Source organism: Halorubrum tibetense, from assembly GCF_042661865.1.
Classification (GTDB): Archaea; Halobacteriota; Halobacteria; order Halobacteriales; family Haloferacaceae; genus Halorubrum; species Halorubrum tibetense.
This window is the reverse complement of the sequence record NZ_JBHSWW010000012.1, coordinates 1-25,547: the sequence shown is the minus strand read 5'-3', so window position 1 is coordinate 25,547 and position 25,547 is coordinate 1. Positions and strand designations below refer to the sequence as shown.

Genomic DNA, 25,547 nt, shown 5'->3' with positions numbered 1-25,547 from the left:
GCCGCCCGCGCCCGTTTCAGCGCGTACCTGACCGCGTGTGCGACGGTGAGCACCCCCACGACGCCGCCGGCGAGGAACGTGACGACCGGCGGGGCCGCCGTCACGAGCTCGTCGCCGCCGTTTCCGAGCAGCACGCCGGCGGCCCCGTCGAGAAACGCCGACAGTGACCGTGTCATGTACTCGTACTGCCCGAGGATCACCAGAAACAGCGAGCCGGACACGCCCGGAAGCACCATCGCGCTGACCGCCACCGCGCCCGAGAGGAACACCACGGGGAGCGCGTGTCCGAGCGCGGTCGCGGCGTAGCCGGAGGTGAGAAAGGCGACGAGGAACCCCGTTAGCGCGGCCGCCTTCCGCCCCGGCGTCCCCACGTCGACCGCACCGAACAGGACGACCGCCGAGGCACCGATGAGCCCGAAAAAGAACCCGTAGGTCCCGACGGGCACCGAGACGAGGAGGACCTCAACGAGACGCAACACCGCGACGACCGCGGAGAGGATCCCCGTGAGGAGCACGACGAGGAACCCGCCGTCGGCCTCCCGGAACGCCGCGAGCGCGTCGGGTCGGTTCCCCCGGACGACCCCGGAGCATATCCGGCGGATCCGCGCCGGATCGATCGCGGTCACCGCCGTGATCAGCCGCTCGTAGATCCCGACGATGAGCGCGATCGTGCCGCCCGAGACGCCGGGAACCGCGTCGGCGGCCCCCATCGCCAGCCCCTTCAGGTACAGCGCCAGCCACTCCCGGGCGTCGGCCATCGCGATCGCTCAGGCCTCGACCGTGCTCGCGGCGGCGGGCACGTCGCCGTCGGCGGACACGTCCGGGCCCGCGATCGTTGCGCTATCGTCGTCGTTCGTGCCTTCCGCCTCGTCTTCTTCGCCGTTCTCGTCATCGATCGGGCACTCGGGGTCGCCCGCCGGACAGTCGAGGATCTCCTCGTCGAGCTCGACGGTCAGTGTCTCGTCGTCGACGCCGACGACTTGGCCCTCGGTGACGTCGAGCTCGCCCACTTGCTGGGTCGTGTAGAGGTCGTCGTCGGTGACGGGCTCGGTCGTCAGCTCGTATGGCCCGGTCGCTTGGACGCTCGTGTTCGTGTACCCCTCATCGGGGCCGAACTCCTCGTACCCTGTCGTCGAGTAGGGGAGGTGGAGCTCGAACTCGCCGTTCGCGTCCGCCTCCGCGTACTGCGTGTACTCGAACGTCTCGTTCGACGCTGGCATCGACATCTCGACGGTCGCTTCGACCTCCTCGCCGGGTTCGGCACCGGACCCGTTGACGGCCGCGCCGGGGACGCGCTCGAACGTCTTGACCCAGTTGGCTTCGGTCCGGCGCAGCTCGTCCGCGCCCAGCCCGGTGACCTGCTGCTGCTGGATCAGCCGCTGGAGGTAGCTCTGCGACTGGAAGGCGGTCGGCTCGGTCGCGTGGACGAGCCGGTAGTTCTCGAGCGCCTCCACGCGCTCGGTCGGGTTCGCGCCGACGCCGCCGAGCTGGGCGGTCTCGCCCTGGTCCTCGGCGAACGCCTCTGCCTCTTCGAGGCTATCGAACTGCATGATCGGCTCCTGATCCGGGTCCGCGGGGAACGTCCGGAGATCGACGGTACCGCCCGTACCGTCCTGGAACTGCTGTTCGTCCCAGCTGACGACGACGGGTTCGGGGTCTGCCGCGCTCCCGTGGTACTCGTAGAGCCGGACCATCTGGCTCTCGTAGTAGCGCTGCGTGTTGATCTGGGTCGTCGGCTGTGCGCCGCCCTCGACGGGCTCCCACAGCAGCCAGTTGACGTCGTCCTGTTCGAGCGCGGCGTCGTCGTAGAACGTGACGGGGGCCCCGAACTTCTCGCCCGGCGTCACCATCTCCCAGTCGACCATCACGTACCGCGTGCGCTCGCCCTCGTCGCTCTGGCGAGCGAGCACCTCCGCCGCCTGCTCCTCGTCCGGCGCGAGCAGGTAGTTTGCGGCTTCGCCCGCGTTCTGTTGGAACGGGTTAGCGTTCGGTATCCGCTCCGCGCGGGTGGTGATCCAGTGGCCGTAGTCCCACCACGACTGGACGCCGTACGCGCCCTCGGGATAGTCGAAGTCGTCGTCAGCGGGGCGCTCGTAGGTGCCGTACAGCTCCATCGGTTCGTCCGCACCTTCGAGCTCGCCCGGGTGGGGCGTCTCCTCGTTCATCCACTGGAGGCTCTCGTCCCACTGGACGACCTCGCCCGGACCCGTCGCCGCCCCCACGGCCCACACCGGTCCGGTCATGAACACGAGGGGAGCGATCAGCACGACCGCGACCGTGGCGGCGATCATCACCTGCCACCCCTCGACCTCCCGGAGCTCGTCGAGCGAGCGATCCAAGTCGAGGGCGTCGATCGTCAGCTGGAGGAAGTACGCCGCGCCGATCGCGACGATCACCGCCAGGTAGTAATTGAACCGGGTCTGGGTGAACGCCATCGACGCGATGAACGCGGCCCAGACGACGAAGTACAGCTCCTCGGTGTCGTACTCGACGAGGAACGTCGCGCCGACGAGGAACCCTGCGGCGAGCACGAGTCCGACCACCTGCCAGCTCACGCCGACGAGGCCGCCGATCGCGTCGTAGAGGCTGGGGAGCGCGTAGATGGAGCCAACGACCGCGAACGCGGCGACCGCGTACAGCGTGTGGTTCGCCTCGCCGCTCCGGATCAGCGGCCGGAGCAGGACGTACAGGACGGCGGCCAGCGCGAGGAGGAAGGCGAGGCCGTACTGTGAGATGACGAAGTCCGCGAACTCCTGTCGCATCAGCGGCGGCGCGGCCTCGCCGATGGTCCGCGTGGTGTCGCGGGCGCTGAACCCGACCGTGTTCAACAGGTTGCTCGTGACCGTCGACCACAGCGAGGGGATCGCGAGCCAGACGATCGCCGCCGACGCGAGGATCAGCCCGCCGACCGTGGGCGGATACGTCCCTAGTTCGAGCTCCTCGCGCGCCTCCCACTGCCGGGCGAGCCACGCGAGGAACACCGCGCCGAGCGCGACGCCGAGCGGAAGGACGACCTGCGTGAGCGAGTAATCGGTGACGCCGAAGGAGAACTCGTCGAGCGGGACCAGCTGCATCAGTCCGGCGACGGTCATCGACACCGCACCCGCGAAGGCGATCGGATCCGGGCTCGTGCCGTGGTACACGTCGCTCGTGATCTTCACTGCGAGGAAGATGCCGGTGAAGCCGACCATGAGGACGCCGGGCTGCCACGTCCACATGTACAGCCCGAGCGCGACGCCCGCGGCGGCCGCGTAGGCGGTCGGTCGTTTGAGCGCCGGCCAGTCACGGTCGACGACGAGCTCCCAGACGGGTTTCTCCCGCTCCGCGACCGCGAACGCGACGAGGAACCCGAGGACCGCGACGGTCTGGAAGAGCATCTCGCCCGCGTGGTGATCGTTGAACCCGACGAGCGTGTAACTGAAGAACGTCCCAGGGAGCAGTGCGAGGACGGCGACCGCAGCGACCGCGGCGAACCGGTCGACGAACCGTCGCGCGATGAAGTACGTCGGGATCGCGACGAGGGTCCCGACGATCGCGGACATGAGGAGCATCACCCGCATCGCGCCCTCCTCGCCGCCGCCGGTGATCGGCGTCGCGAGGAAGACGAAGACGGCCGTGATGTAGTCCCAGAGCGTCCCGAACTGCCCCACGTGTCGGCCGAAGGGGAACCCGGTCCACGGATCGAACGCCATGCTGCTCGGGAAGTTTTCCAGAAGATACGTCGTCTCGCGGTAGTGATACCATGGGTCGTTTCCGCGGAAGTACACGTCGCCGTCGACGATGAAACTGCCGTACGACTGGACGCGGGTCCACAGCATGACCACCAGTATCCCGAGGAGGGCCGGGACGTGATACCACCGTTCGAGGAGGGCAAGGGGGGAGTCCTCGCCGTCTCCAGCGTCGGCGTCGGTTCGCTGGCTCATTACACGATGACACTTCCAAAACCTCCATAAGCCTTGTTATACCACGCCGGATTCGGATGCCCCGACCGGGAGGCGGCCACTCGTCAGAACGCTTATTCGGCCGGGTGAAAAACCGGTTCCCGAATGAAGGTCTCCGTCGTCGTCTGTACGTACACGATGGACCGATACGACGTCTTCACGGAGGCCGTCGAAAGCGCGCTCGCACAGCGCTACGATCCCGTAGAGGTCGTGTTGGTCATCGACGGCAACCCGGCGGTGTACGACCGAACGGTCGAGGAGTTCGGCGGCCGGGAGGGCGTGATCGTCCACGACAACGAGGAGAACCGAGGGATCTCCTACAGCCGCACGAAAGGTGCCGAGCTGGCCTCCGGCGATATCGTCGCGTTTATCGACGACGACGGGGTCGCGGAGCCCGACTGGATCGAGACGCACGTCGACGCGTACGAACGGACCGACGCGGTCGCCGTCGCGGGGTACGTCGCCCCCGACTGGGTGGGTGAAAAGCCCTCGTTCTTTCCCGAAGAGTTCTACTGGCTCGTCGGCTGTACGGAGCGCGGATTCGCGGCCGACGGCGAGATCGTCCGCAACGGGTACGGGTCCAACGTCTCCTACGACCGGGACGTGTTCCTCGACGTGGGGGGGTACGACGTGAACACGGGCCGGAAGGGCGATAGGCACGTTCAGGCACACGAGGCACCGGTCGGGATCCGGATCCGAGAAGAGTACGGGCAGGGCGTGGTGTACGTCGAGGACGCCGTCGTCCACCACACGCTGTTCGAGTACCGGGGACGATTTCGGTGGCTCCTCTTCAGGTCGTTCTGGCAGGGGTTCTCGAAGCGCGTGATGGCCCTCCTGTACCCCGGCGCGCAGGGGAACGAGAGCGCCTTCCTGAAGGACCTGTTCGTCCGGGCGCTTCCGGACCGCGCCCGACGGACGGTCTCCGAACGGTCGAGTGAGCCCGCACAGGAGGCGGTGGCGATACTCGCGTTCACCGCCGCCGTCGGGTTCGGGTATCTGTACGGACTCGTCCGCCGCGACGTGCTCCGTGAGGATCCGGGGGCCGATACATGAACGACGGCTCCGACAGCGAGAGCGACGGAGCCGGCAGTGACCCGATGTTCTCCGTCCTTCACCTCGTCACCGCCGAGGAGGTGTTCTTCAGACAGCAGATCGACGTCTTGGAACGGAAAGGCGTCGAGACGACCGTCCTCGTCGTCCCCGGGCAGGAACAGATAGACGGGGACATGGGCGAGACGCGCGGAGTCCGCGAGTACCTCCGGTACCTCCCGATGGTCCGACGCGAACTCCGCCGGGGAGAGTACGACCTCGTCCACGCGAACTACGGGCTGACCGCCCCGTTCGCGGTGACACAGCGACGGCTCCCGGTGGTGTTGACGCTGTGGGGGTCGGACGTCGTCGGCTTCGACGGCGCGGTCACGAAGGCCTGTGCGTGGCGCTGTGACGCCGTGACCGTCCGGAGCCGGGAGATGCGCGAGCTGCTCGGACGGCCGGACGCCCATATCCTTCCGAGCGGCGTCGACCTCGATCGGTTCCGCCCGATAGACCGGGAGGACGCGCGCGAGCGCGTCGGCTGGGGTCGCGACCGACAACAGGTGCTGTTCCCGTACTCGCCGGCGTACGAACGGAAGAACTACCCGCTCGCCGAGCGCGTCGTGGAGGCGGCCGCCGATCGTCTCGGCGAGCCGGTCGACCTCCACACGATCTCCGATATCCCGCACGAGGAGGTCCCGTACTACGTGAACGCCGCGGACGCCGTGCTCCTCACCTCGGACCACGAGGGATCGCCGAACACGGTCAAGGAGGCGATGGCGTGTAACGTCCCCGTGGTCTCGACGGCCGTCGGCGACGTCCGCGAGCGGTTGGAGGGGGTGGCCCCCTCGGCGGTCGGCGAGTCGGAGGCGGAGCTCGTCGAGGGACTCGCCCGTGTCCTCGACGCCGGCGAGCGGTCGAACGGTCGCGAGGCGGTCAGGGAGGTGAGCTGGGACCGGATCGGGGACCGGATCCTCGACATCTATCGGTCGGTGACGGCCTCTCGCTCGAACGGGAGGGCCGGCGACTCGCCGCCTGACGACGACTGATCACACCCGTTCGGTCGGCGTCGAACACCGCATACAGAGCACGTCGGAGCCTGCCCAGTTGACGTCGTTCGAGCCACACGCCGGACAGCGGTGCGTCTCGTTGCCGTACTCCGTCGTTCCGCGCGGGGCCGCGAGGTGGCCGTCAGCGACTGCCCCATCGACGAGCCCGCCGAACCGCTGCTTCTTGTACCGGGCACGGTGTGCGAGGAACTCGCCCGCCTGCGAGGGGTCCGCCCCGTGGAGGTCTTCCCACTTGATCGCGATCTCGCCGTTCGCCTGCCCGCGAGCCACCTGTTTGATCGGCTCGGCTGCCGCGCCAAACAGGGGCGTCGTCGCGAGCGCCTGCGGCGATTCGATCGCGTCCCCGGCGGCGAGGTATCGCTCCGCGGCGTCGTCGTACGCGTCGGCTGCGCCATCGAGCCCCCCGGCGGCCCGGAAGTCGGCGACGAGCTCTGCCAGGCATGCGGCCTGTCCCGGCGCGGTGAGGACGCTCTGGAGGTCACGACTCGCCGCGATGCCTTCGACGGCACGCTGGGCGACACGGCGGGGCGTCCCTGCCACCCGATACGCCACCACGGCCGTGAGCAGCTGCTGGAGCCCCTGTCCGACCCACCCCTTCTCGTCGGGTTCGAACGGGTCGATCTCCGGACGCGGATCGGCGAGGACGCGCCGCCCACCGCGGGTGTATCGGTTCCCGGCCGCCTCGTACTCGCGAGCCGCCAATGCGTCCACCGCCGCGTCGTAATGACCGCCGTCCTGCGTGTTCATACCGATCGAACGGCTGCTGGCGGATTAGGGGTGGCGGTGGCGGCGGGCGGCGTGGAAGAACGGGCTCTACCTCTTAGTTCGCATCCGCGGTCCTCTCGGTCGTGTCCGCGGTCGTCTCCGCCCCCTCCGCGGCCGCCTCGGGAACCGAATCGGGCCGTATCGACTCGTAGAACGCCACCGAGTACGTGGCGTAAAACGCGCCGAAAACCCCGGTCGAGAGCACGTACACCGCCGCGAACGCGACCAGGATACCGAGCGTCGGCTCGACGCCGGCGACGAGGTCCGCGAGCGGCGACGCGGGGAGCTCCGGGCTCGCCGACCCCCGAGCCGCGCTCACTATCCCCCCGATCGCCCCGATCGTCCCGAACGCGACGCCGCCGACGAGCAGGACGAGCGAGTACCCGAACACGCCGAGGAGGTTCGACCGGACGAGGCCGACGCTCCGACGGAACCCGTCGACGAGCGACGTATCGTCAAGGACGATCGCGTGACTGTAGAACTGGACGAAGAACGTGACGAGGAGGTACGCGAGCGCGAGTCCGCCGGCAACGACGCCGATCACGGCGAGCAGCGTCACGCCACCGCCGCTCGCGACGCCGCTTGCTACGTCGACACCACCCGCGATACCGCTTCCACCGACACCACCTACGGACACCCCGATAACGGCGATGACGACGGCGAACACCACGACGAACGCGAAGACGACGTTGACCGCGAGCAGGACGAAGTACGCGAGTAGGAGCGGGACGTAGTTCGCTTTCCCCTCGGCGATCAGCGTCGAGAGGCTCGTCTTCCCACGGATCGCCTCGCTGGCCATCCCGAGGAGCCCGCCTTGGAAGAACGGGACGACGAGGATCAACACGCCGGTCGACACGAGCGACACGACCGCCGCCAGCACGGGACGCGTCGGTTGAACCAACAGGTTCGGCAGCTGGGAGAGCCCGAACAGCGCCGTGATCACGACGAGGACCGGGTTGCGGACGATACCGCTGGCTGCGGGTCGGATGGACTGGAGGGCCGTCATGACCGTGGGATCGTCAACGCGATATATAAACCCAAGCGTCGGAACCGATCACCACGTGAGCCCCTCGTAGCGGATCCCCTCGCGGCGTTCGACGATCCGCCGCCCGTCGACGACGACCGGCTCGCCGCGCCCCGTCGCCGAGCCCTCCATCGCATCGAACTCGTGGTCGAGAGCGGCGAACTCGTCCCAGTCGGTCACCACGAGCGCCGCGGTCGCACCATCCAGCGCCCCCGCGGCCGAGTCCGCGTACTCGATCTCCGGGAGCCGTTCGCGGGTGTTCGCGGTCGCGACGGGGTCGTACGCGACCACGTCCGCGCCGCGTGTCCGTAACCCTTCGATGACGGGGATCGCTCGCGAGTTCCGGATGTCGTCGGTGCCGGGCTTGAACGCGAGTCCGAGCACGGCCACCCGTTCGCCGGCGACGTCGACGTGGTCGTCGAGCAGGTCGAGCATCCGGTCCGGCTGCCCGTCGTTGACCGCGACCGTGGCGTCGAGCAACGGCGGCTCGTAACCGGCTTCGCGGGCGGCAGCACGGAGCGCGTCGACGTCTTTCGGGAAACAGCTCCCGCCGTACCCCACACCGGAACGCAGGAACCGCGCGCCGATCCGGTCGTCGAGCCCGACCGCGTCCATCACCTCGTAGGCGTCGATCCCGAACCGCTTACAGACGTTTCCGAGGTCGTTCGCGAGCGAGATCTTCGCGGCGAGCGTCGCGTTGTTCGCGTACTTGATCATCATCGCTGTCTCGGGATCGGTCCGGACGATAGGGACGTCCAGACCCGCGAGTAACGGTTCGTACGGGGTTTCCAGCCGTTCGGCCGCCCACTCCGAGGACGTTCCGAAGACGACCTTGTCAGGGTTCTTGAAGTCATCCACGGCCGACCCCTCCCGAAGGAACTCGGGGTTCGTCGCGACCTCGATCCGGTCGGCCGCCGGACCCGCGCCGCGGCGGACCGCCTCGCGGATCGTCTCCACGCCCGGCGGCGTGATCGTGCTCTTGATCACGACGAGGTGTCGGTCGTTCTCGGACAGCCCAGCAAGCGCCTCGCCGGTCGTTTCCGCGGCCGCGGAGAGCCCGGCGAGGTCGATACTCCCGTCGTCGTTCGACGGCGTGCCGACCGCGAGGAACGTGACATCGGACTCCGGAACCGGGTCGTACGACGTCGTCGCGTGGAGGCGGTCGCCGGCGTGTCGCGACAGGAGGTCGTCCAACCCCGGCTCGTGGATCGTCGCTCGCCCCTCGTTCAACGCCGCCACTACCTCCGGGTCGATGTCGATCGCAGTCACGTCGTGGTCGACGTCCGCGAGACACGCCGCGAGCGTCGTCCCGACGTACCCGCTCCCGACGACGGTTACATCCATACCTCAGGGAGGACGCTCCGGACGCAAGAGCGTTCCGCGTCGTTTCCGTGGGATTACGGTCTCCCGGCACACAGTCGGTGATATGTCCGGTGACGACACGGAGGAAGAAACGAGCACACCCAGCGAGCTGCTCGCCGCCGTGGCGCTGCTCGCGGTCCCGATCACGGTTCTTCCATCCGGGAGCGGCGATATCACGTTTGTGAGCCTCTGGGGACTCGTCAACACGGGCTCCGAGCTCGGTCCCGCGGGCGTCCGGTTATACCCGCTCTGGACGTATTTCGCCGACCAGCCGCGACCGTTCGGGAGCCTCCCCGCCTCCATCCAGGTCTGGCCGCTCGCGACCGGGTTCCACCTCGTCGCAGCGACGAGCGCCGTGTCCGGGGCTCTCCTCGATCGCGAAGACCGCCGCGTGACCGGCGGGTCACTCGTTCTGAGTGCGATCGCGACGGCGTGGGTGGCGGCAGGTGTCGCGGGCCGGTTCGGCGGGATCGAGGGGCCACGGCTCGTCGTTCCGCTCGCGACGATAGCGACGGTCGCTCTCGTCGCCGTCGCGTACCGCCGGGACTTGGCGGGTATGCTCCCTCGTGACCCCTCGTAGCGCTCCCGCCGCCGCGCATGATCGACCGCTTGAGAAACACTCATGTCTTTCGTCTGACTATCGGCGGGCATGTCGGATCAGGACCCCCGCGTGCCACGGCGCTCTGTCCTGTACGGTACGGCGGGTGCCCTCTCGGCCGTGGGGGTGGCGGCCGGTCGGCCGCGAGCGATCGGCGTCGCGACGGCCGAGGGGGACCACGACGACGACCACGATCGGAACCGACTCGTCTGTGTCGGCGCGGAGGACGGGTCGATCTACGGGATCGACGCGGAGCGAGGCGAGGCCGTCTGGACGATCACAGAGCCGGACGACGCCGTCTCTTCGTCCCCGACTGCGGTGGACGGGACCGTCTACGTCGGATCGGCCGACGGGCAACTGTACGCGATCGATGCCGCTGACGGGACGATCACGTGGACGGCCAACCCGGAAGCGGGACCGATCGTCTCCTCTCCGACGGTGATCGACGATACGCTTTACGTCGGTAGTGGCTCCGGCGACCTCCTCGCGATCGATCGGACGACCGGCGACCGGCGCTGGCGGTTCGACGGTGCCACCGGGACCACCGACAGCGCGCCGGCGGTTACCGCCGATGGCGTTTACGTCGGCTCCGAGGCCGGGGAGGTGTTCGCGCTCGATCCGGTCGATGGGACGGTCCGCTGGGAACGGGTCGTCGAGGGCCCGGTCATCGCATCGCCGACCGTCGTCGACGGCACTCTCTACGTCGGCTCGTTCGACGAGCGGGTCTACGCGATCGACACCGAATCGGGGTCGGTGGCGTGGGACACCGATCTCGGCGACATCGTCTTTTCGTCCGCGGCGGTGGTCGGCGGAACGGTGTACGTCGGAACTGCCGGATTCGGGACCGGACTCCACGCGCTCGACGCCGACACCGGTGAACGGCGATGGACGGCGGACGGCCCCGCCGGCGTCGTTTCATCACCGACGGTCGTCGGCGGTACCGTTTACGTCGGTTCGGTCGACGGGCAGGTGCACGCGATCGACTCGGAAACCGGGGACGCCGTCGGGGACCCGACACCGCTCGGCGATCAGGTGAACTCGTCGCCGACGGTGTTCGACGACACGCTCTATGTCGGCTCTACCGACCAAGCGGTGCACGCGGTGGATATCACGACCGGCGAGCCCCGCTGGCGGTTCGACGAGCCGGACGACGACGTGTTCTCGTCGCCGACGGTCGTCGATATCGCCGGTGACGGGCACGGCGTCGGTTCACGCGCCGAACTCGGCACGCTCGGCCACCACCACGTCTGGGCGGGCGTGCCGTTCGGAGGTGGGTCGAACGGTTCGACCGGCGGCTCCGGCGATACAGGAAGCGAAGACGGCGACACGGAACGCGTCGACGACGATGACGGTGGTAGCGATCCGAGTGACGTGGGCGGCGACACGGGAACCGTGGACGACGACGGCGAGGACGGTTCGGTCACCGGAACTACCGCACCCGCACCCGGTGCCGGCTTAGGGATCGGAACGCTCGAACTCGTAGGAGCGGCGGGTGGGGTCGGCGTTGCCGCCCTCGCCGCGTACCGCTTCTTCGGGGGGTCCGACGGCGTCGAAACCACTCCCTCACGCCCCGACGTCGATACCCCCACGGTGGGTGACAGTCCGTCACAGTCGCCGCAGTCGTCACAGTCGCCGGAGCCGGCAGAACCGACGGAGCCGGACCGGAGCGATGACACCGACGAGTCCGGAACGAACGACGCCGGTCGAACCGAGACGGGGAGTGGTGTGAACGGAGGCACGTCCGATCGTGGGTCGGCGTCCGAGCCTGGATCAGTACCTGAACGCGGATCCGCGTCGAAACCGGACGCAACGCCGGAGACAGGCGGAGACGGGGTGTCGGCCGCGACACCGACGGCTCCGGACGAGAGTCCCCAAACGGAGGGATCGGACGGTTCTGCGGGCTCCGTATCGTCGGTCGACACCTCCGACCTCCCGACCGAGAGCTACCCCACGGGCGCAGCGTTCGTATCGGCCATCGGGTCGGTGACCGATGCGAATCCCGTCGAGACGGACGGTCCACTCGCCGTCTACGCGGTTACGGACGACCTGATCGCGGAGGAGAGCGGACGTGCTGGCGGGGACGACGGGCGGATCATCGCGTTGCCCGACGGGGACGACGAGACGGGGGAGCGGTTCGGGACGGTCGCCACCGATTGGGGAAGCGTCAGCCACTACGACGGGACCGTTACCGTATACGATACCGGGAGCGACCCGGTCCCGTGGATTCTCACGGATCCGGCACACCGCGTTCCGACGCTCGCGGAGCACCTCGCGGATCCTCCGGATCCGATCGTCGACCGTCTCGCTCCCGTGGTCGACGCCGCGGAGGCACTGTCGCAGGCGAGCCGCTACACCGTCCGGCACTACTACCTCTCCCCGTCGCACGTCCGAGTGCTGAACGCCGGTAGCGACCCCTCAGGGGTCGTCGACGACTGGGGCCTGTCGGCTATCCCGGCATACGCGGACCGGGGGACCCGCGACCCGTCGCCGTACACCGCCCCCGAGCAGCTTCCCGGCTCGAACGACCCCCTTTGGCGGGGAAAACCCGACACGTACGCGCTTGGGGCGATCGCGTACCACGCGGCGACCGGCGAGCCACCGACGGACGACCGCCCGCCGGAACCGAGTGACGTCGCCGACGTTCCCGCCGCGATCGACCGTCCGATCCTCCGGGCGCTGGATCCGGATCCGGACGAGCGACACGGCTCAGTCGGCGGATTCGCTCGGGCGCTCCGGCTGGCAGTCTTCGACTGAGCCGCGGTGGACGGTCGAGAAACCGGTCGGCAGGCCTCTGTCGATCGAGCCGGCACCGTTACACCGACAGCGGACACGAATCAATGGAAAACTGATATATCATATGACCGGTATCGATCTCGTATGGACACGGACAGGACGAACACACGTCGTCGGTTCCTCGCTGCGGGAGCCGCAGCGGCGACGGTCGCCATCAGCGGTTGTGCGGACGCGATAGAGATCGCGACCGAGGAGGAGATCGAACGCTCCGCCGAACCGGTGGAACCGGACCGACGGACCGCCGAGGAGGAGGGGTTCGAAGAGGTCAGAAACGAGACCGTCGTCATCGAGGAGGAGTTCGAGGAGTTCGGGCAGCGCCGGGAGTTCACCGCGGAGACGGAGGTCCGTGCGTACCTCCGGGAGGTCCGTTCCGAACTGACCGGCCAGGAAGAGTCGGTGTTCGCCGTAGTGAGCACACCGGGTGTCACCGCGGCCGGCCAGCAGCTCAGTCCCCTCGCCAACATGGACGAGGACGAGCTGATAGACGAGGCCCGAAGCGAGATCAGCGCGGAGTTCAGCGGAACCGTCGAGGACCCCGTTCTCGACGAGGAGATCGAACAGGACGTGTTCGGCGAGGAGACGGCGGTGAGCGTCTACCGAGTCACCGTCGTTCTGGATGACGGCACCGAGGAGGAGGGGTATCTCCACCTCTCGATCGTCGAACGCGGCGACGACGTGATCCTCTTGGCCGGCGCGTATCCCGCCGGCGTCGACGGCGAGCGCGAACGGATCGAGCGGATGTTCGAGTCGGTGGAGTAGGCCACTCAGTGAGACGTTTCGGATAACCTCTGATTCGGGGTAGTAATTATAATCTGCGGTGAAAACCAGATCGGTAAATATCTATTATTTCAACTAGTCTAACCGATGAATTCTAGTTCGATATCGCGACTCAATGTCTCACCTGCTTCCAGCACTATTGTGACATCCTTGTCAGCGTACCCGTTCCGATCGTCGACGAGGATCGTGTACTCCCCCGGCGGAAGCGAGTCAAACGCATACTGCCCGTCGCCATCCGACCGTATCTGGTCGACTTCTTCGTCTTGTTGACTGGTTGTCACTCTCGCGTCGTTTATCGTTATTTCCTCGTCGCCTTCTTCCCGGAGTGTCCCTTGAACTGACGCCTCCGCAACGAGTTCGAAGTCCTGCGTCACGTCGTCGGTCTCGAACTCGACCGTTTCGGTCACGGTAACGTAGCCGTCGGCTTCGACTTCGACGTCGTGTTCGCCGATCGGGATCTCCGCCTCGGTTTCGTAGTTCCCATCAGCATCGGTCGTTGCGTTGAACTCCTGTCCGGCATCGGTGCTGAGGGTGACGTTCGCGTTCTCGATCGGCTCCCCGTCCGAGCTGTTCGTCACCTGTCCGGACAGCGACATCGTCACGGGATCGAGTTCGATCGCGTCCTGCTCGCCGAACCGATCGACGGTTAGATTCGCCGGCTCGTACCCCTCGGCGTCAGCCCGGATCTCGTACTCGCCGTCGATCGCGTCGCCTTCGAGCGCGAACTCGTACGAGCCGCCCTCGGCCGCGTCGACGCTCTCGTCGCTCGTGTCGACGAGCTCGATGGTTGCGTTCACTTCGCCATCGCCGTCGGTCGTGATCGGCTCACCCGACTCCGCGTCGACGACCTCGCCGCTGATAAGCGCGCGGTCCGGAGTGACTTCGATCTCGGTCTCGTTCTCCGTGACTTCGATATCTTCGTCGTCGTACTCGAGGCCGTTCGCATCGTCGACCCACACGGAGTAGTTCCCGGCCGAGACGTTCTCGACGGTGAACGTCCCGTCCGCGCCGGTCATCGCTTCCTGTCTCCCCGGCGCTTCCGCGTCTTCGCCTTCAGGCGGGTCATCGAGCGGGTCGAGCGTCACGCTCATTTCCTCCGCGGGCACTTCTCCGGCTGCATCCGCGTACACCGTCCCGTTGACGGTCGTCAGATCGGCTTCCGGCTCGTCCCCGCCGATCAGGCCGAGCGACGCCGCCCCCCACGCACCCGCGACCAACACGATCAACGCGACCGCGCCGACGAACAGCATCTTCCCAACCGCGGGCGAGAGCAAGCCGTCGTCACCGCTAGAACCCGCGAGAGCATCCGCCTTCGACCCGCCCGTGTTCGGTGATTTCAACGCCGGCACGCGCTGGTACACCCGACTCCGGATCTCGGAGCTGGAGAGGTTGTACTCGCGTGAGAGCGTCTGGACGGAGTCGTTTATGGACGCGATCTCCTGATCGATGTGTTGGCTCCGCAGCGACTGCTTCGTCGACTCCCACCGGCTCTCGGTGTCGCCGATCGGAGCGATCCCCCGCGTGCCGTCGGGGGCGATAACGAGGTCGAACCCGGAGAGTGCGCTCGACTCCGGCGAGTCGGCGATCGCCGCTCGGTCGTACTTGCCCATGAACTCCGAGACGAGTCCGAGCGCGTGTTCCGCGTCACGGACGCCGACCGTCGCCGTCTGTCGGGACCCGATCAGCTCCTCCACGATCGAGCGGTCGCGTTCGTCGCCCGGCACCGATGTCCGCCCGGCGTCGAGCGCGCGGAACACGCTCATGTCGTCGGCGGAGTCGTCTATCGTGTACCCCCACTCCGACTCGATCCGGTCGCGAAGCGCGTCCATGAACTCCCGGATCGTTGCGTCCCGAGCAGTGTACACGGCGTAGAACTGTTCGGTCCGCGCGTTCCGGGTCTCACGGGCCCGGAAGAACGTCGTGAACTTGCGCTCGCGACCCGTCTCGATCGCGAGGCGGACCCCGTCGTAAAAGAGGTCCTTCACCGTGTCGTTCGTTCGCCCGCCACCGCCGTTCGGCGAGTGTTCGTTCCCTTTCGTGTCGTATACGCGTAGTGATGGCATCCCTGATCACCCCATTTTGTCGAGCAGCTGGTCGAATCCAACGGTCATCACGTTCCCGTTGCGATCGCGCATCGGGACGCGTTCACCGTTCTCATCGGTCGTCGTCTGGTAGTACACCGGATAGATCTTCGACCCGGACGTGTCCTGTACGAGCGTCCGGACGGTCTGGTTGTTCTCGACGAGCGTCTCGTTGACGTACTCCTGGAACTCGTCGAAGTACTGGTGGGCTTCGAGGGCCTGCTGCTCTCGGAACTCCTCGGCGAGGATATCACACTTCGTCGCGACCAACAGTACGTCCTTGTTCGAGGCGACGTCGAGGATGTCGAAGTACGGCTCGATCTCCAGCGGTTCGTTGTTGTGGTATCGCTCGACGTCGATGATCAACACGAGCGTGTTCGCCGCTTGGACCCGCTGTGAGAGTAGCCTCAGTGTCGAGTTGTCGACTTCCGCGTCCGGGCTCATCAAGGCGCTCGGTAGCCGTTCGAGGTACTCGCCCGCGTAGTCGAGACTCGACAGCTCGATGTTCTTCGGGAACACCCGGCCGTCGATAAACTGGAACCGGAGGTCTTCCACGTCGGTCTGCCCCGTCGCGTCCAGTTTCCAACCGGTGTCCTTCGAGGCCGCATCTAGCGCCCCGACGAGCTCCATCAGGTCGCTGCTCGGGTTCAACGGCGTGTCCGACTCGCGGCCGACCGCATCGTCGAGCGCCGCGAGGTACTTGCCGACGAGGAACAGCGACTTCCCGGACCCCTGCGGTCCCAGTATGAAGAAACTCTCGGAGGAGTCGTACGTCACGAACCGGCGTAGCGTCACGACGAACACGCCGGCCATGAGGAGGTTCATGCCGATCCCGTCCCATTCGACGCTCACCTCGGGGTTCGGAACGAGGAGCTGTACCTCATCGCCGGCCACCTCGATGAACTGCGGGAAGTTGACGTGGTACTCGACCAGTCCGACGACGACGATCGCGCTGATGAGGTAGAACAACAGCGTCGCGGAGCGACGGAACTCCAGCGCCGTCGCCGTTCGCGTCTCCAACAGCTGGGACCCGCCGCCGACGATCCCGCCGAAGACGAACCCGCCGAGCAGCCAGACGACGTTATCTGCGAAGTCGATATTCGGAATAAACAGGCCGATAGAGAGCAACCCGATGAGCGCGGAAGCCGTACCGAACGTGAGCAGCAGCCCCTGCACACGCTTTTTCGGGTCGATCGCCACGAGCGCGAGCAGCCCGAGATAGATCCCGAACATCAACGAGGAGAACTGCTCGAGATCCACCGACAACAGCGGATCGAGCGAGCGTATCAGCGGCGCGAAGATATCCGACTGCTGCCACGCCTCGCCGAGCGCGAGGAACAGGGGCCCCGCGACAGCGACCATCACTGCGAAGTAGACGACGAGAAACACTTTCTCGCCGTTTTCTTCGAGGAATTCTCCGATTGCCGTCATTCCTCGATCACTCCTCCTCGTCGGGGACGCTCTCGGCCGCCTCAGCGTCCGTTGAGTCGTCGGTGAAGTGGACCACTTCGCTGTACTCCTCGAGCAAGTCCTCGCGGATCTCACCTTCGTCCCGGAGGAAGAACTCGATGTCTCGCGGGTTCTCGAGATTCAGGATCTCGTTCCGTCGGACGTAGTGCCCCTCGTCGAGGCCGTAGGTGTGGTGAACGAGGATATCCGTGTCGTCCGCCGCCTCCCGTGCCTGATACCCGGTGTGGTAGCCGTCGGCCTCCACCTCGGCGCGGAGGTTGTCCAGGAAGATCCCGTCGATGAAGATCCCGAGGCCGATATCCCAGCTGCCGCCGGCTTCGACCGGGAACGACGCGTAGTTCTCGCTGCCCGCCCCGAGATTGTACGCCCCTTGGAAGACGGGTTTGAGGTCGGCGACGTCGCCGATCTGGTTGATCGCACGGCTCATCACGCCGACGACGATGTTCATATCGTTGTACCGGGCGCGGTCGCCGCTGATACGACGCTTCCGGATGCCGGTGTACTTGGGATTGTGCGCGTTCTTCGCGAGCTCTTCTAAGGAGCCGCGAAGCCGCTGCCGCTCGGTCTCGTCGTCGAACAGCTTGCTCCCCGCGATGTCCGCGTCGTCACGGAGCTGGAGGATGTCGTGTGGCTTGACCGTCTTGACGTAGTGGTAGTCCTCGCTCTCGGTCGACACGGTAGTCTCGCGGCTCTCGTTGTAGTTCTCCCGCAGGTCCCGGTACGTGTCCTGCGAGCTGATGAACATGTCCCGCGGACCGTTGAGCTCCTCGAAGAGGTCGACCGTCCCCGAGTACAGCTCGGCTTTGTGTTCCGCCTCTTCTAAATCCGCCTCCAGGTCGTCGCGACGACGCTCGATGTCATCGGTCTCGACTGCCTCGTCTTTCACCATCTCCTCGAACGCCCGTGCGAGGTCGGTGAAGCTCGCCCCGGACTCGAGCTCCCGTCCGAGCTCGTCGATATCGCGGGAATGCTCCTCGTCGAGCTCCGCACGGGTTTCCGCGAGGATATCGCGGCGACGGTCCTCCGCTTCGTCCTCGATCGTGCGGGCGAGGTTTGCAGCGGAGAACTCCGGTTCGACCGACAGCGAGCTCCCCGCACGGGAGATGGCGAACACCTCGTTGTCGTCGAGTTGGTTCCGCTTCATCCGGTAGTTCTTCTGCGCCTGCTTGCGCTCCTCCTCGTCGGAGGTGTCCCACGGGAGGATGGACTCGAGCGTTCCCTCCTCCTCGTTCATCCGGAGGAAGGACTTCTTCGCGTCGGTCAGATCGGCCAGCGACGCGTTGATCCGGCGCTCCACGTCGTTGATGTTGATCCCGACCCGATCGAACTCCTCTGAGAGCGTGGAGAGCGCGCCGCGAACGCCGCTGTCGTCGATCGCTTCGAGCTGGTCTTCCGTCTCGGCGTTCTCGACTTCTCTGGCGAACGTTTCGAGGGCCATCTCCAGGCTGTCGACCATGTTGTCGACATCGATGGAGCGACAGTCGTCGTACTCGTCGTACAGCGTTCTGACGGCCCGCTCCCAGTCGTCGACCCGTCGGTCGACCTCGTCCTGCTGTGCGCGACGCTGCTCTTCGAGCTCCGCCTCGGCGTCCTCGAGATCGGACTGGAGCCGGTCACGACGGTCGGTCGCCTCGTCGAGCTTCGCCTCCAACTGGTTGAGTCGGACCCCGGCGTTTATCGCCTCGTCCTCCAGCGCGAGGAGGTAGCTGATGGTGCTCTCCACTCGATTGTCGTCGACGGCGCGGAGCCGGACGAGGAGGTCCTTCCGGTGGGCGAGTCGGCTCAGCTCGTCGCGGATGACGTCGCCGAGCTGTTTGTCGATGCTGTCGACGAACTGCTCGCCGTCCGTGCTCACCTCGGCGGTTCCCGCTCGGATCGACCCACCGATCACCTCGATCCGTTCGACGATGTCGTCGGCCTCGGCTTCGGCCTCCGAGACGATCTCTCGGTAGATGGAGACGGACTCGTAGTCCAGCTCCGTGAACAGGTCGAGATCGAGGAGCGATTTGACGTTGTTGAGCCGGGTTTCGAGGTCGGTCCGGTCGGAGTCGTGGAGCTCGCCGTTCATTCCATCGGGGCTCCATTCCCGGGAGAGGAACCGGTCCACGCCGGCGTAGATGTCGGCCTCCGCTTCGAGCGCGTCCTGTTTCGCGTTGAGGATGTCCTTCGTGACCGACTTGGCATCCTGGATCGCGTCGACGTTATATCGGAGCACCTGTGGAATACCGATGATGAACGGGGCGTAGGACGGCGTGTCCGCGAACGGGTCCTCCATGTCCATCATGTTGTAGTACGTGGCGATCAGGTAGATCGCCGCCCGGTCGAACTCGATCAGGGCGTCGGAGCTCTGTAGGATGTTCGCCTTCTTCCCGCCGAACCCGGTGGGGTCGATCGGGATCAGGATCCGGTCTTTGAACAGGTCCTCGCCCTGCAGGCTGAGGTGTTCGAGCTCCGAGAGCGCGGCGTGTGCGTTCGCGGTTTCGGCCTCCCCCTCGTCGTCGTTCGGGAGGACGCCGAACAGCGTGATCTCCGCCGTCCGCTGGGTGCGTTTCAGGTGTCGGACGAGGTCGATAAAGATGCCCGACCCGGAGCCGCCACCGAGCCCAGCGATGACGGCGACCTTTCCGCGGCCGGGGAGGTCGATCGCCGTTCGGACGTCGTCGTCCTCGGCGTACGCCTTGTAGTAGAGTCCCTTCCCGAGGCCGCGCTTCCGGACGACGCCGGTCGCGAAATCGAGGTTCTCGTTGATGAACTCCGGTTGGAGCCACCAGTTCTCCTCGTCCATCCCGACACCGGCCGCGATCCGCGGCACCGCCGCCTGACCGATGAGGTCGTTCTGGTCGTGCAGCTGGATGTTTCGCGTAAGCGGGAGGTATTCGATGGTTATCTCGCCGGGCCGGCCGGTGTGTTGGTCACGCAGCCGGTCTTTCGTCTCTTGGATCTGGCGTTCGATCTCCTGGATCCGTTCGAGGTCACGGTTCTCCTCCTCCTCTGCGGTGTCGATAACGGTAACTGTCAACGACTCGGGGTTCGGGCGCGGGCGCAGGACGGCCTCCTGGACCCAATCGGCTTTCAGCAACTCGTATGTAATAGCCTTCCCAGCACCCCCTACTGCAAATATCCTGCTTGGGAGATTCATGCGGACAACTAGTGATCCTTACAACTATTCATAAAGTATTCGATGAAGGACAAAGTAGTTGACAGGACGATTGTTTGACTGGTCTGATACGTAGGGTCTCCGGAGAATACGGATCCGGTACCCCGAGGATCCACGAGAACGTCTGATCACGTACCACGAGGGATCGGGACGGGATCGGATCGATCGGGCCTCCCGGACCTGCCGGAGCCGCGGTTCGGTCGCGCCCGTCCTGGGTTCCGAAGCCGAACTCAATCGTCGTCCGCGGTCGCAGCGTCGGGACGGTACGCCTCGCTGATCGCCTTCCACTTCCCCGACCGGAACCGGAGGTAGTTGATCGTCGCCGGGATCGTCGTCTCGGCGACGAACGCGAGGTACAATCCCCACAGCCCGATCGCCGGGAGTGCGACCTCCGGGATCGTGAGGTCGACGAACGGAACCGCTATCGCCGGCGTCGCGTCGGCCGCGCCGACGTACGCGAGCGGGATCGACACGAGGAACATGCCGACGAACTGGCTCGCGAACGGCACTTTCGTGTCGCCGGCCGCGTCGAGTGGCCCGGCCGCCCCACCCGATATCCCCTGGAAGACGACCGCAGCGCAGGCGGCGTACACCAGGTTCACGGCGATCGGAACTTCGGGACTATCGGGACTGTCAGCGAACAGCACGACGATGTCGCTCGCGAACACGGCGATGAGGGCCGCGCTCACGAGATACGTCCCGACCGAGAACCGGATGATGTCACGCGCGTACGCCTCCGCTTCGTCGGGGTCGTTGACGCCGAGCTCCTGGCCGACCAGGCTCGACGACGCGAGCCCGAACCCCCACCCGGGCGTGTTCATGATCCCCCAGATCCGGCGCGCGATGACGAACGCCGCCACCGTGTTCTCCCCGAAGATGTCGAGGATGGAGAGCATGGGAAACTCCGCGACGGTCCACACGAGGTTGCGCGCGCCGACCGGGAGGCCGATCTTCACGAGGTCTCGGAGCATTCCGGGGTTGAGGTACGAGCCGAACGGGTCGATCGCGACCGGGAACGCGCCCAACCCGAACAGGCTCCCACGGGCGAGGCCGACCGCGAACCCGGCGGTGACGCCGACGTTTGCGAGGACCGTCCCCCACGCGGCCCCCTCGACGCCCATGTCCATCCCGAAGATGAACGCGGCACTCAGGAAGATGTTGGCTACCGCCCCGCCCGCCCGTACCTGCATCGCGGTGTAGGCGTCGTCACAGCCGACGAGCACCCGGCTGCCGACGAGGTTGAGCCCGGCGAAGGGAACGCCGAGCCCGACGATCCGAAGGTAGTCCGCCCCGAGATCGATGGCCCGTTCGTTGCTACTGATGAGCGAGATGAGCTCGTGCGGGTACGTCCAGAACACCGCGCTCACCGGCAACGAGATGACGATGACGAGTAGCGTGCTGGCTCGTACCGCGTCGCCGAGCTCGGCGAACGCCTCCGCGCCGTATCGCTGTGAGACGAGCGCGATTGTCCCGCCAGCGACGCCGCCGCCGATGGCGAACGCGAGCCCCCAGAAGGGCCCGGCGAACCCGACACCCGCGACCGCGCTGGTGCCGACGGCGACCCCGACCATCGCCACGTCGACGGCGCTTTTCGACATCCGAGCGATCCCGGTGACTATCCGCGGCCACGCCAGGTCCGTCGTCCGGACCACGCGGTGGCGGTCGATCAGCCCGAGCCGTGCGAGGGCGAAGCCGATATAGAGGATGACGATCCGGAACGGGTTCGGAACGGAGACCACTGGAAGTACGGACCCTTTCCGCCGCTTGATAAAGGCGTTTCGTCACGCGGCGGGCGTTTCCGGATCGAAGTCTCGACGTCCCACCGCGTTTTCCGGCTCGCGTGCCCTTTTGAGGCCACGGACGGAACGCGTTCACATGCCACCCCTAGAGATCGGGCTCGGACTCGGCACCTCCGGACTCGACGATCCGGATGAGTGTGCTCGGACGGTCACCACCGCCCTCGAGGCGGGGTATCGTCACGTCGACACCGCACAGATGTACGACAACGAAGCCGCCGTCGGGAGGGGGATCGCCGCGGCCGATATCGACCGCGAAGACGTGGTCGTCGCCACGAAGGTCCATCCTGAGAATCTCGCGCCCGACGACGTACACGAGACGGCCACCGAGAGCCTCGATCGGCTCGGACTCGACCGGGTCGACCTCTTGTACGTTCACTGGCCGATCCGGACGTACGACGCCGAATCGACCCTATCGGCCTTCGACGCGCTTCGCGACGCCGGCGTGACCGACCACATCGGGATATCGAACTTCACGCCCGAGCTGGTACGAGAAGCGGACGAGATCCTCGACGCCCCGATCGCGGCCCATCAGGTAGAGTGTCATCCACGGTTCCAACAGCCAGAGCTCCGGGCGCTGGCCGAGGAGTTCGACCACCACCTCGTCGGCTACTCCCCCCTCGGACGGGGGGAGCTACTCGACGACGAGGTCCTCGCTGACGTCGCCGAACGCAACGGGAGCTCGCCGGCGGTCGTCGCGCTCGCTTGGGCGCTCGAACGCGGCGTCGTTCCGATCCCGAAATCGACCAGGGACCACGTAACGGAGAACCTGGCGGCGCTCGACATCGATCTCCCGCCGGCCGACCTCGAGGCGATCGACGAACTCGCGGCCGGCGACCGCCTGATCGACCCGGACGACGCCGCCTGGAACTGACGGTCCCATCGGGAATCGACGCGGGTACAAGGCAGTCGCTCCCCCGCTACCACCGCCGCCGAGACGACCTACCCGCCCGCAGCTCGATCCGGTCTGGCCCACCTACACCGCCGCGATCCGCTCTTCCAGCTCCGCGTCGATCCGCTCTTCCAACTCGCCTATCGGCGTGTCGAGGTACGTCGCCCACTGGTCCAGAAATCCAGATCGTCCGAGTACGCGGACCACGCGGTACACGGGCTCGCGCTCGGTGAACCCGTCGGGGAGTCCTCCGCTTCGCTCCCGGTACCCGTCGTACACCGCCTCGCCGAACCGCGGAGGGCCCTCGCTGTCGAAGTCGTTACACAGCTGATCACGCGCCCGAACCAGGTCGCGGGCGGGGTCGCCGACGTGTGCGAGCTCCCAGTCGAGCAGCCCGATCCGAGGGAGATCCCGTTCCGGCCCCGCTTTCCTCCCCTCGTCGACGACGAACGCGTTCGGTTTCGCGACATCCCCGTGGAGCAGTGCCGGGGGCGCGTCGTCGAGGCGTTCCCGGTTCGACTCGACACAGTCGATCACGGCATCGAAATGGGTCGCGAGCCGGTCGGTCGTGCCGATCTCGCGAGTCCGTTCGATCGTCGCGAGCAACACGTCGGTCCAGCTGTCGGGATCGAGGTCGAGCCCGGCTCCCGTCCCGCCACCGATGACCTCCCCGTGCTCGCCGAATCGTTCCTCGTGAAGCGCCGCGAGCGCTCGGCCGACGCCGCGGAGTAACGACTCCCGCACCCGGTCCGTGTCGGCCGTTTCATACGCGTCGAGCAGTCCCGTTCCCGGCGCGGGAGCGGTCGCGAGGTACGGGACGGACGCGTTCTGGTCGGCCGCGAGCACGGGGGGAACCGGAACCGTTCCCCTCGACGAGACGTGTTCCAGCACGGCGCGTTCTCTGGCGATCCGACCGCCGTCGCCTTCGATAGCCACTTTGAGGTACGCCCGTCCCCCGTCGGCGAAGTCGACGCCGACGGTTTCGTTGCTGCCGTTCCAAGACGGACCGACACCGACGAGTTCGTCGACGGTTCGATCGGGGAACGCGTCCGGAAGGGCGGCCGCCACGGGGTCGTCCATACCGGCGGTGGCGGATGGACGGGCAAAACCGTTCCGGCGAGGAGGGTGTTCTCATGGTTGAGAAACGACCGACAGCCTCATCACTCTCGCGGCAGTCTCGTGTGTGATGACCGTACAGGACGGCGACGCGGACGAGCGAGTGCGCTTCACGGTCGACGGGGAGACGCTTCTCGTCCACGACGCCCTCGAGAACGAGCAGCTCGTTCTCGATTTAGACTCCGAGCCCGACCCCCAGCCGGCGCTCATCGATCTGTTCCCGCTCCCCGTCGATCGGGCCGTCAGTTTCGAGGCCGAATCTGTGTCGATCCCGATGTACTCGTCCGTCTCAGCCCGGGACGCAGCCGGGGAGTTCGTCAGCTCCCTCGTCGAAGACTGCACTCTCCAACGCGGCTCGTACTGTTTCGACGTCACTGGCGTGACGAAGGCGCTCGTGCGCGTCGAGGACGTCGCCGTCGACGTGACCGGGATGGTCGGCGACGGCCCGGTCGAACTCCGGTTCGACGAACCGACCACGGTGACGGTCGGCGGGCGGTCGCTGCACACCCGCCCCGAGGCGACGATCACCGTCCCTGACGACCCCGAGGCGCTGATGACTGCCGTCTCGATGCTGGGGTCGTCGATAGCCGAGTGGTCGCCCGAGCGGTCCTGGCCAACGCTCCGGGGGTATCCCCCTCGGATCGAACGGGGCGAGACGCTCGACGTACCATCTCGGCTCCCGACTCCCGACACGGGGATCGAGATCGCGGTTCCGGCCACGTTCGCCGACGTGTATCGCGTCGCGCCGCTCGCGTACTACCTCGGGGCAGACGTCGTCCCGGGGGGCCCGGAGATACGGCTCGATACGGGGTACGTCGAGCGACTTCCCGCGGACGGGCCGGCGCTCGAGGACCGCGTCTCGGAGCTGCTCCGTGTCACGCTGTTCCTCGACTCGCTCGCCCGCACGGAAGGGTACGTCCCGTCCGATCGATACGAGTACGAGGCGGTGGGGCCGGAGCTCCCCTTCTACCCGCCGACGCTCGCGGAGTACTCGATGAGCGAGCGCCTGATGGAGTACCTCGAAGTGGACGTATCGACGATCAAGCCGTACCTCCCGGCGTGGCCCACGGAAGCGGTCCTTCGTCCCGGCCCCGCCGGTATGGAGCTGCTGGGCCACCTCGCACACGTCCTCGCGCCGATCCGGGTCCGCGGATCGGCGTTCGATGAAACACAAGGGAGCGAGTCTTCACCGGCCGGACAGAGCCGGTTCCGGCCGCTTGCGCTCGCGACGTCGCCGTACCTCCACGTCGACGAGGTCCCGAGCCCGGACGCGGAACCCCTCCCGGCCGGCACCGCGGTGCTGAGCCGTGCCAGCTACGAGAACTACCTGTCGCGGCCGCGTCCGGCCGAGGGAGAGGTTCACGTGGCGTTCGTCGTCGACGCCGCCGAGCGGGCGGCGGCGATACGTCGAGCCATGTCGGGCCCGGCGCTGCCTGACGGGGTAGGGTCGGTGGAGATACACCATCGGCCGACCGCCGAGGACCTCGCCGCGATTGTCGCCGATCCCGACGTGGACCTGCTGTACTGCGCCCTGCCGACCGACGAGGATCGGGTCGCCTGCCCGGGCGGCGTCGTCGACTTCGGCGACGCCGAGTGGGGACCGATTGCAGCGGTCTGTGAGGGCTCGATGACCGTCACGCCCGCAGCGAGCGCGGTCGAGAGCGGTGCGGTCG

Annotated in this window: 17 protein-coding genes; 7 read left to right on the top strand and 10 right to left on the bottom strand. The window is 66.9% G+C overall.

Annotated elements, in window-relative coordinates:
* A partial coding sequence (locus ACFQEU_RS02065) for a DUF368 domain-containing protein (protein ID WP_379778728.1) occupies nucleotides 1-758 on the bottom strand: 758 nt, incomplete at its 3' end.
* Between the two features lie 9 nt (nucleotides 759-767).
* On the bottom strand, nucleotides 768-3,923 hold the full coding sequence (locus tag ACFQEU_RS02060) for an oligosaccharyl transferase, archaeosortase A system-associated (protein ID WP_379778725.1): 3,156 nt from the start codon (nucleotides 3,921-3,923) through the stop codon (nucleotides 768-770).
* A gap of 123 nt (nucleotides 3,924-4,046) precedes the next feature.
* On the opposite strand from ACFQEU_RS02060, the gene aglG reads away from it, so the two are divergent.
* Nucleotides 4,047-4,994 carry a glucosyl-dolichyl phosphate glucuronosyltransferase gene (gene aglG, locus ACFQEU_RS02055; protein ID WP_379778722.1) on the top strand — a complete coding sequence of 316 codons (948 nt, stop codon included), beginning with the start codon at nucleotides 4,047-4,049 and terminating at the stop codon, nucleotides 4,992-4,994.
* Complete coding sequence (locus tag ACFQEU_RS02050; protein WP_379778720.1) at nucleotides 4,991-6,022, top strand: glycosyltransferase; 1,032 nt, start codon at nucleotides 4,991-4,993, stop codon at nucleotides 6,020-6,022. Before aglG ends, ACFQEU_RS02050 begins: the two co-directional genes overlap by 4 nt.
* On the opposite strand, the gene ACFQEU_RS02045 is transcribed toward ACFQEU_RS02050, so the two are convergent.
* The 3 genes from ACFQEU_RS02045 to aglM all read right to left on the bottom strand — a co-directional run bounded on the left by ACFQEU_RS02045 (nucleotide 6,023) and on the right by aglM (nucleotide 9,176).
* Nucleotides 6,023-6,790, bottom strand: a complete 768-nt coding sequence (locus tag ACFQEU_RS02045) for a hypothetical protein (protein ID WP_379778718.1) — start codon at nucleotides 6,788-6,790, stop codon at nucleotides 6,023-6,025.
* Nucleotides 6,791-6,863: 73 nt separating this feature from the next.
* Nucleotides 6,864-7,814 carry a DUF7847 domain-containing protein gene (locus ACFQEU_RS02040; protein WP_379778716.1) on the bottom strand — a complete coding sequence of 317 codons (951 nt, stop codon included), beginning with the start codon at nucleotides 7,812-7,814 and terminating at the stop codon, nucleotides 6,864-6,866.
* 48 nt (nucleotides 7,815-7,862) lie between these two features.
* Nucleotides 7,863-9,176: a UDP-glucose 6-dehydrogenase AglM gene (gene aglM, locus ACFQEU_RS02035; protein ID WP_379778714.1), complete on the bottom strand. Its 1,314-nt coding sequence runs from the start codon at nucleotides 9,174-9,176 to the stop codon at nucleotides 7,863-7,865.
* A gap of 82 nt (nucleotides 9,177-9,258) precedes the next feature.
* Between aglM and ACFQEU_RS02030 the strand changes: the two genes are divergently transcribed.
* The 3 genes from ACFQEU_RS02030 (at nucleotide 9,259) to ACFQEU_RS02020 (ending at nucleotide 13,344) form a co-directional block, all read left to right on the top strand.
* Nucleotides 9,259-9,774, top strand: coding sequence for a TIGR04206 family protein (locus ACFQEU_RS02030; protein ID WP_379778712.1), 516 nt, complete (start codon nucleotides 9,259-9,261; stop codon nucleotides 9,772-9,774).
* 69 nt (nucleotides 9,775-9,843) lie between these two features.
* Nucleotides 9,844-12,546 (top strand): outer membrane protein assembly factor BamB family protein, encoded by a 2,703-nt coding sequence (locus tag ACFQEU_RS02025; protein WP_379778710.1) that lies wholly within the window; start codon nucleotides 9,844-9,846, stop codon nucleotides 12,544-12,546.
* A gap of 123 nt (nucleotides 12,547-12,669) precedes the next feature.
* On the top strand, nucleotides 12,670-13,344 hold the full coding sequence (locus ACFQEU_RS02020) for a DUF6517 family protein (RefSeq protein WP_379778708.1): 675 nt from the start codon (nucleotides 12,670-12,672) through the stop codon (nucleotides 13,342-13,344).
* A gap of 98 nt (nucleotides 13,345-13,442) precedes the next feature.
* Here the strand turns inward: ACFQEU_RS02020 and ACFQEU_RS02015 are convergent, their stop codons facing one another.
* The 4 genes from ACFQEU_RS02015 to ACFQEU_RS02000 form a co-directional block, all read right to left on the bottom strand.
* On the bottom strand, nucleotides 13,443-15,425 hold the full coding sequence (locus tag ACFQEU_RS02015; RefSeq protein WP_379778706.1) for an MSCRAMM family protein: 1,983 nt from the start codon (nucleotides 15,423-15,425) through the stop codon (nucleotides 13,443-13,445).
* 6 nt (nucleotides 15,426-15,431) lie between these two features.
* Nucleotides 15,432-16,874, bottom strand: coding sequence for a hypothetical protein (locus ACFQEU_RS02010; RefSeq protein ID WP_379778704.1), 1,443 nt, complete (start codon nucleotides 16,872-16,874; stop codon nucleotides 15,432-15,434).
* 7 nt (nucleotides 16,875-16,881) lie between these two features.
* Nucleotides 16,882-20,052 carry a tubulin-like doman-containing protein gene (locus ACFQEU_RS02005; RefSeq protein ID WP_379778702.1) on the bottom strand — a complete coding sequence of 1,057 codons (3,171 nt, stop codon included), beginning with the start codon at nucleotides 20,050-20,052 and terminating at the stop codon, nucleotides 16,882-16,884.
* Nucleotides 20,053-20,300: 248 nt separating this feature from the next.
* Nucleotides 20,301-21,809, bottom strand: a complete 1,509-nt coding sequence (locus tag ACFQEU_RS02000; RefSeq protein ID WP_379778700.1) for an MATE family efflux transporter — start codon at nucleotides 21,807-21,809, stop codon at nucleotides 20,301-20,303.
* A gap of 136 nt (nucleotides 21,810-21,945) precedes the next feature.
* On the opposite strand from ACFQEU_RS02000, the gene ACFQEU_RS01995 reads away from it, so the two are divergent.
* Nucleotides 21,946-22,740: an aldo/keto reductase gene (locus ACFQEU_RS01995; RefSeq protein ID WP_379778698.1), complete on the top strand. Its 795-nt coding sequence runs from the start codon at nucleotides 21,946-21,948 to the stop codon at nucleotides 22,738-22,740.
* Between the two features lie 102 nt (nucleotides 22,741-22,842).
* On the opposite strand, the gene ACFQEU_RS01990 is transcribed toward ACFQEU_RS01995, so the two are convergent.
* Nucleotides 22,843-23,838 carry a phosphotransferase family protein gene (locus tag ACFQEU_RS01990; RefSeq protein ID WP_379778696.1) on the bottom strand — a complete coding sequence of 332 codons (996 nt, stop codon included), beginning with the start codon at nucleotides 23,836-23,838 and terminating at the stop codon, nucleotides 22,843-22,845.
* A 106-nt stretch (nucleotides 23,839-23,944) separates the two neighbouring features.
* On the opposite strand from ACFQEU_RS01990, the gene ACFQEU_RS01985 reads away from it, so the two are divergent.
* On the top strand, nucleotides 23,945-25,547 hold a 1,603-nt coding region (locus ACFQEU_RS01985; protein WP_379778695.1), incomplete at its 3' end, for a hypothetical protein.

Coding starts and splice junctions, on each gene's coding strand:
- ACFQEU_RS02010 (WP_379778704.1), bottom strand. CDS start 16,874: ATGACGGCAATCGGAGAATTCCTCGAAGAAAACGGCGAGAAAGTGTTT.
- ACFQEU_RS02050 (WP_379778720.1), top strand. CDS start 4,991: ATGAACGACGGCTCCGACAGCGAGAGCGACGGAGCCGGCAGTGACCCG.
- ACFQEU_RS02030 (WP_379778712.1), top strand. CDS start 9,259: ATGTCCGGTGACGACACGGAGGAAGAAACGAGCACACCCAGCGAGCTG.
- ACFQEU_RS02040 (WP_379778716.1), bottom strand. CDS start 7,814: ATGACGGCCCTCCAGTCCATCCGACCCGCAGCCAGCGGTATCGTCCGC.
- ACFQEU_RS01990 (WP_379778696.1), bottom strand. CDS start 23,838: ATGGACGACCCCGTGGCGGCCGCCCTTCCGGACGCGTTCCCCGATCGA.
- ACFQEU_RS02060 (WP_379778725.1), bottom strand. CDS start 3,923: ATGAGCCAGCGAACCGACGCCGACGCTGGAGACGGCGAGGACTCCCCC.
- ACFQEU_RS02025 (WP_379778710.1), top strand. CDS start 9,844: ATGTCGGATCAGGACCCCCGCGTGCCACGGCGCTCTGTCCTGTACGGT.
- ACFQEU_RS01995 (WP_379778698.1), top strand. CDS start 21,946: ATGCCACCCCTAGAGATCGGGCTCGGACTCGGCACCTCCGGACTCGAC.
- aglM (WP_379778714.1), bottom strand. CDS start 9,176: ATGGATGTAACCGTCGTCGGGAGCGGGTACGTCGGGACGACGCTCGCG.
- ACFQEU_RS02015 (WP_379778706.1), bottom strand. CDS start 15,425: ATGCCATCACTACGCGTATACGACACGAAAGGGAACGAACACTCGCCG.
- ACFQEU_RS02045 (WP_379778718.1), bottom strand. CDS start 6,790: ATGAACACGCAGGACGGCGGTCATTACGACGCGGCGGTGGACGCATTG.
- ACFQEU_RS02020 (WP_379778708.1), top strand. CDS start 12,670: ATGGACACGGACAGGACGAACACACGTCGTCGGTTCCTCGCTGCGGGA.
- ACFQEU_RS02005 (WP_379778702.1), bottom strand. CDS start 20,052: ATGAATCTCCCAAGCAGGATATTTGCAGTAGGGGGTGCTGGGAAGGCT.
- aglG (WP_379778722.1), top strand. CDS start 4,047: ATGAAGGTCTCCGTCGTCGTCTGTACGTACACGATGGACCGATACGAC.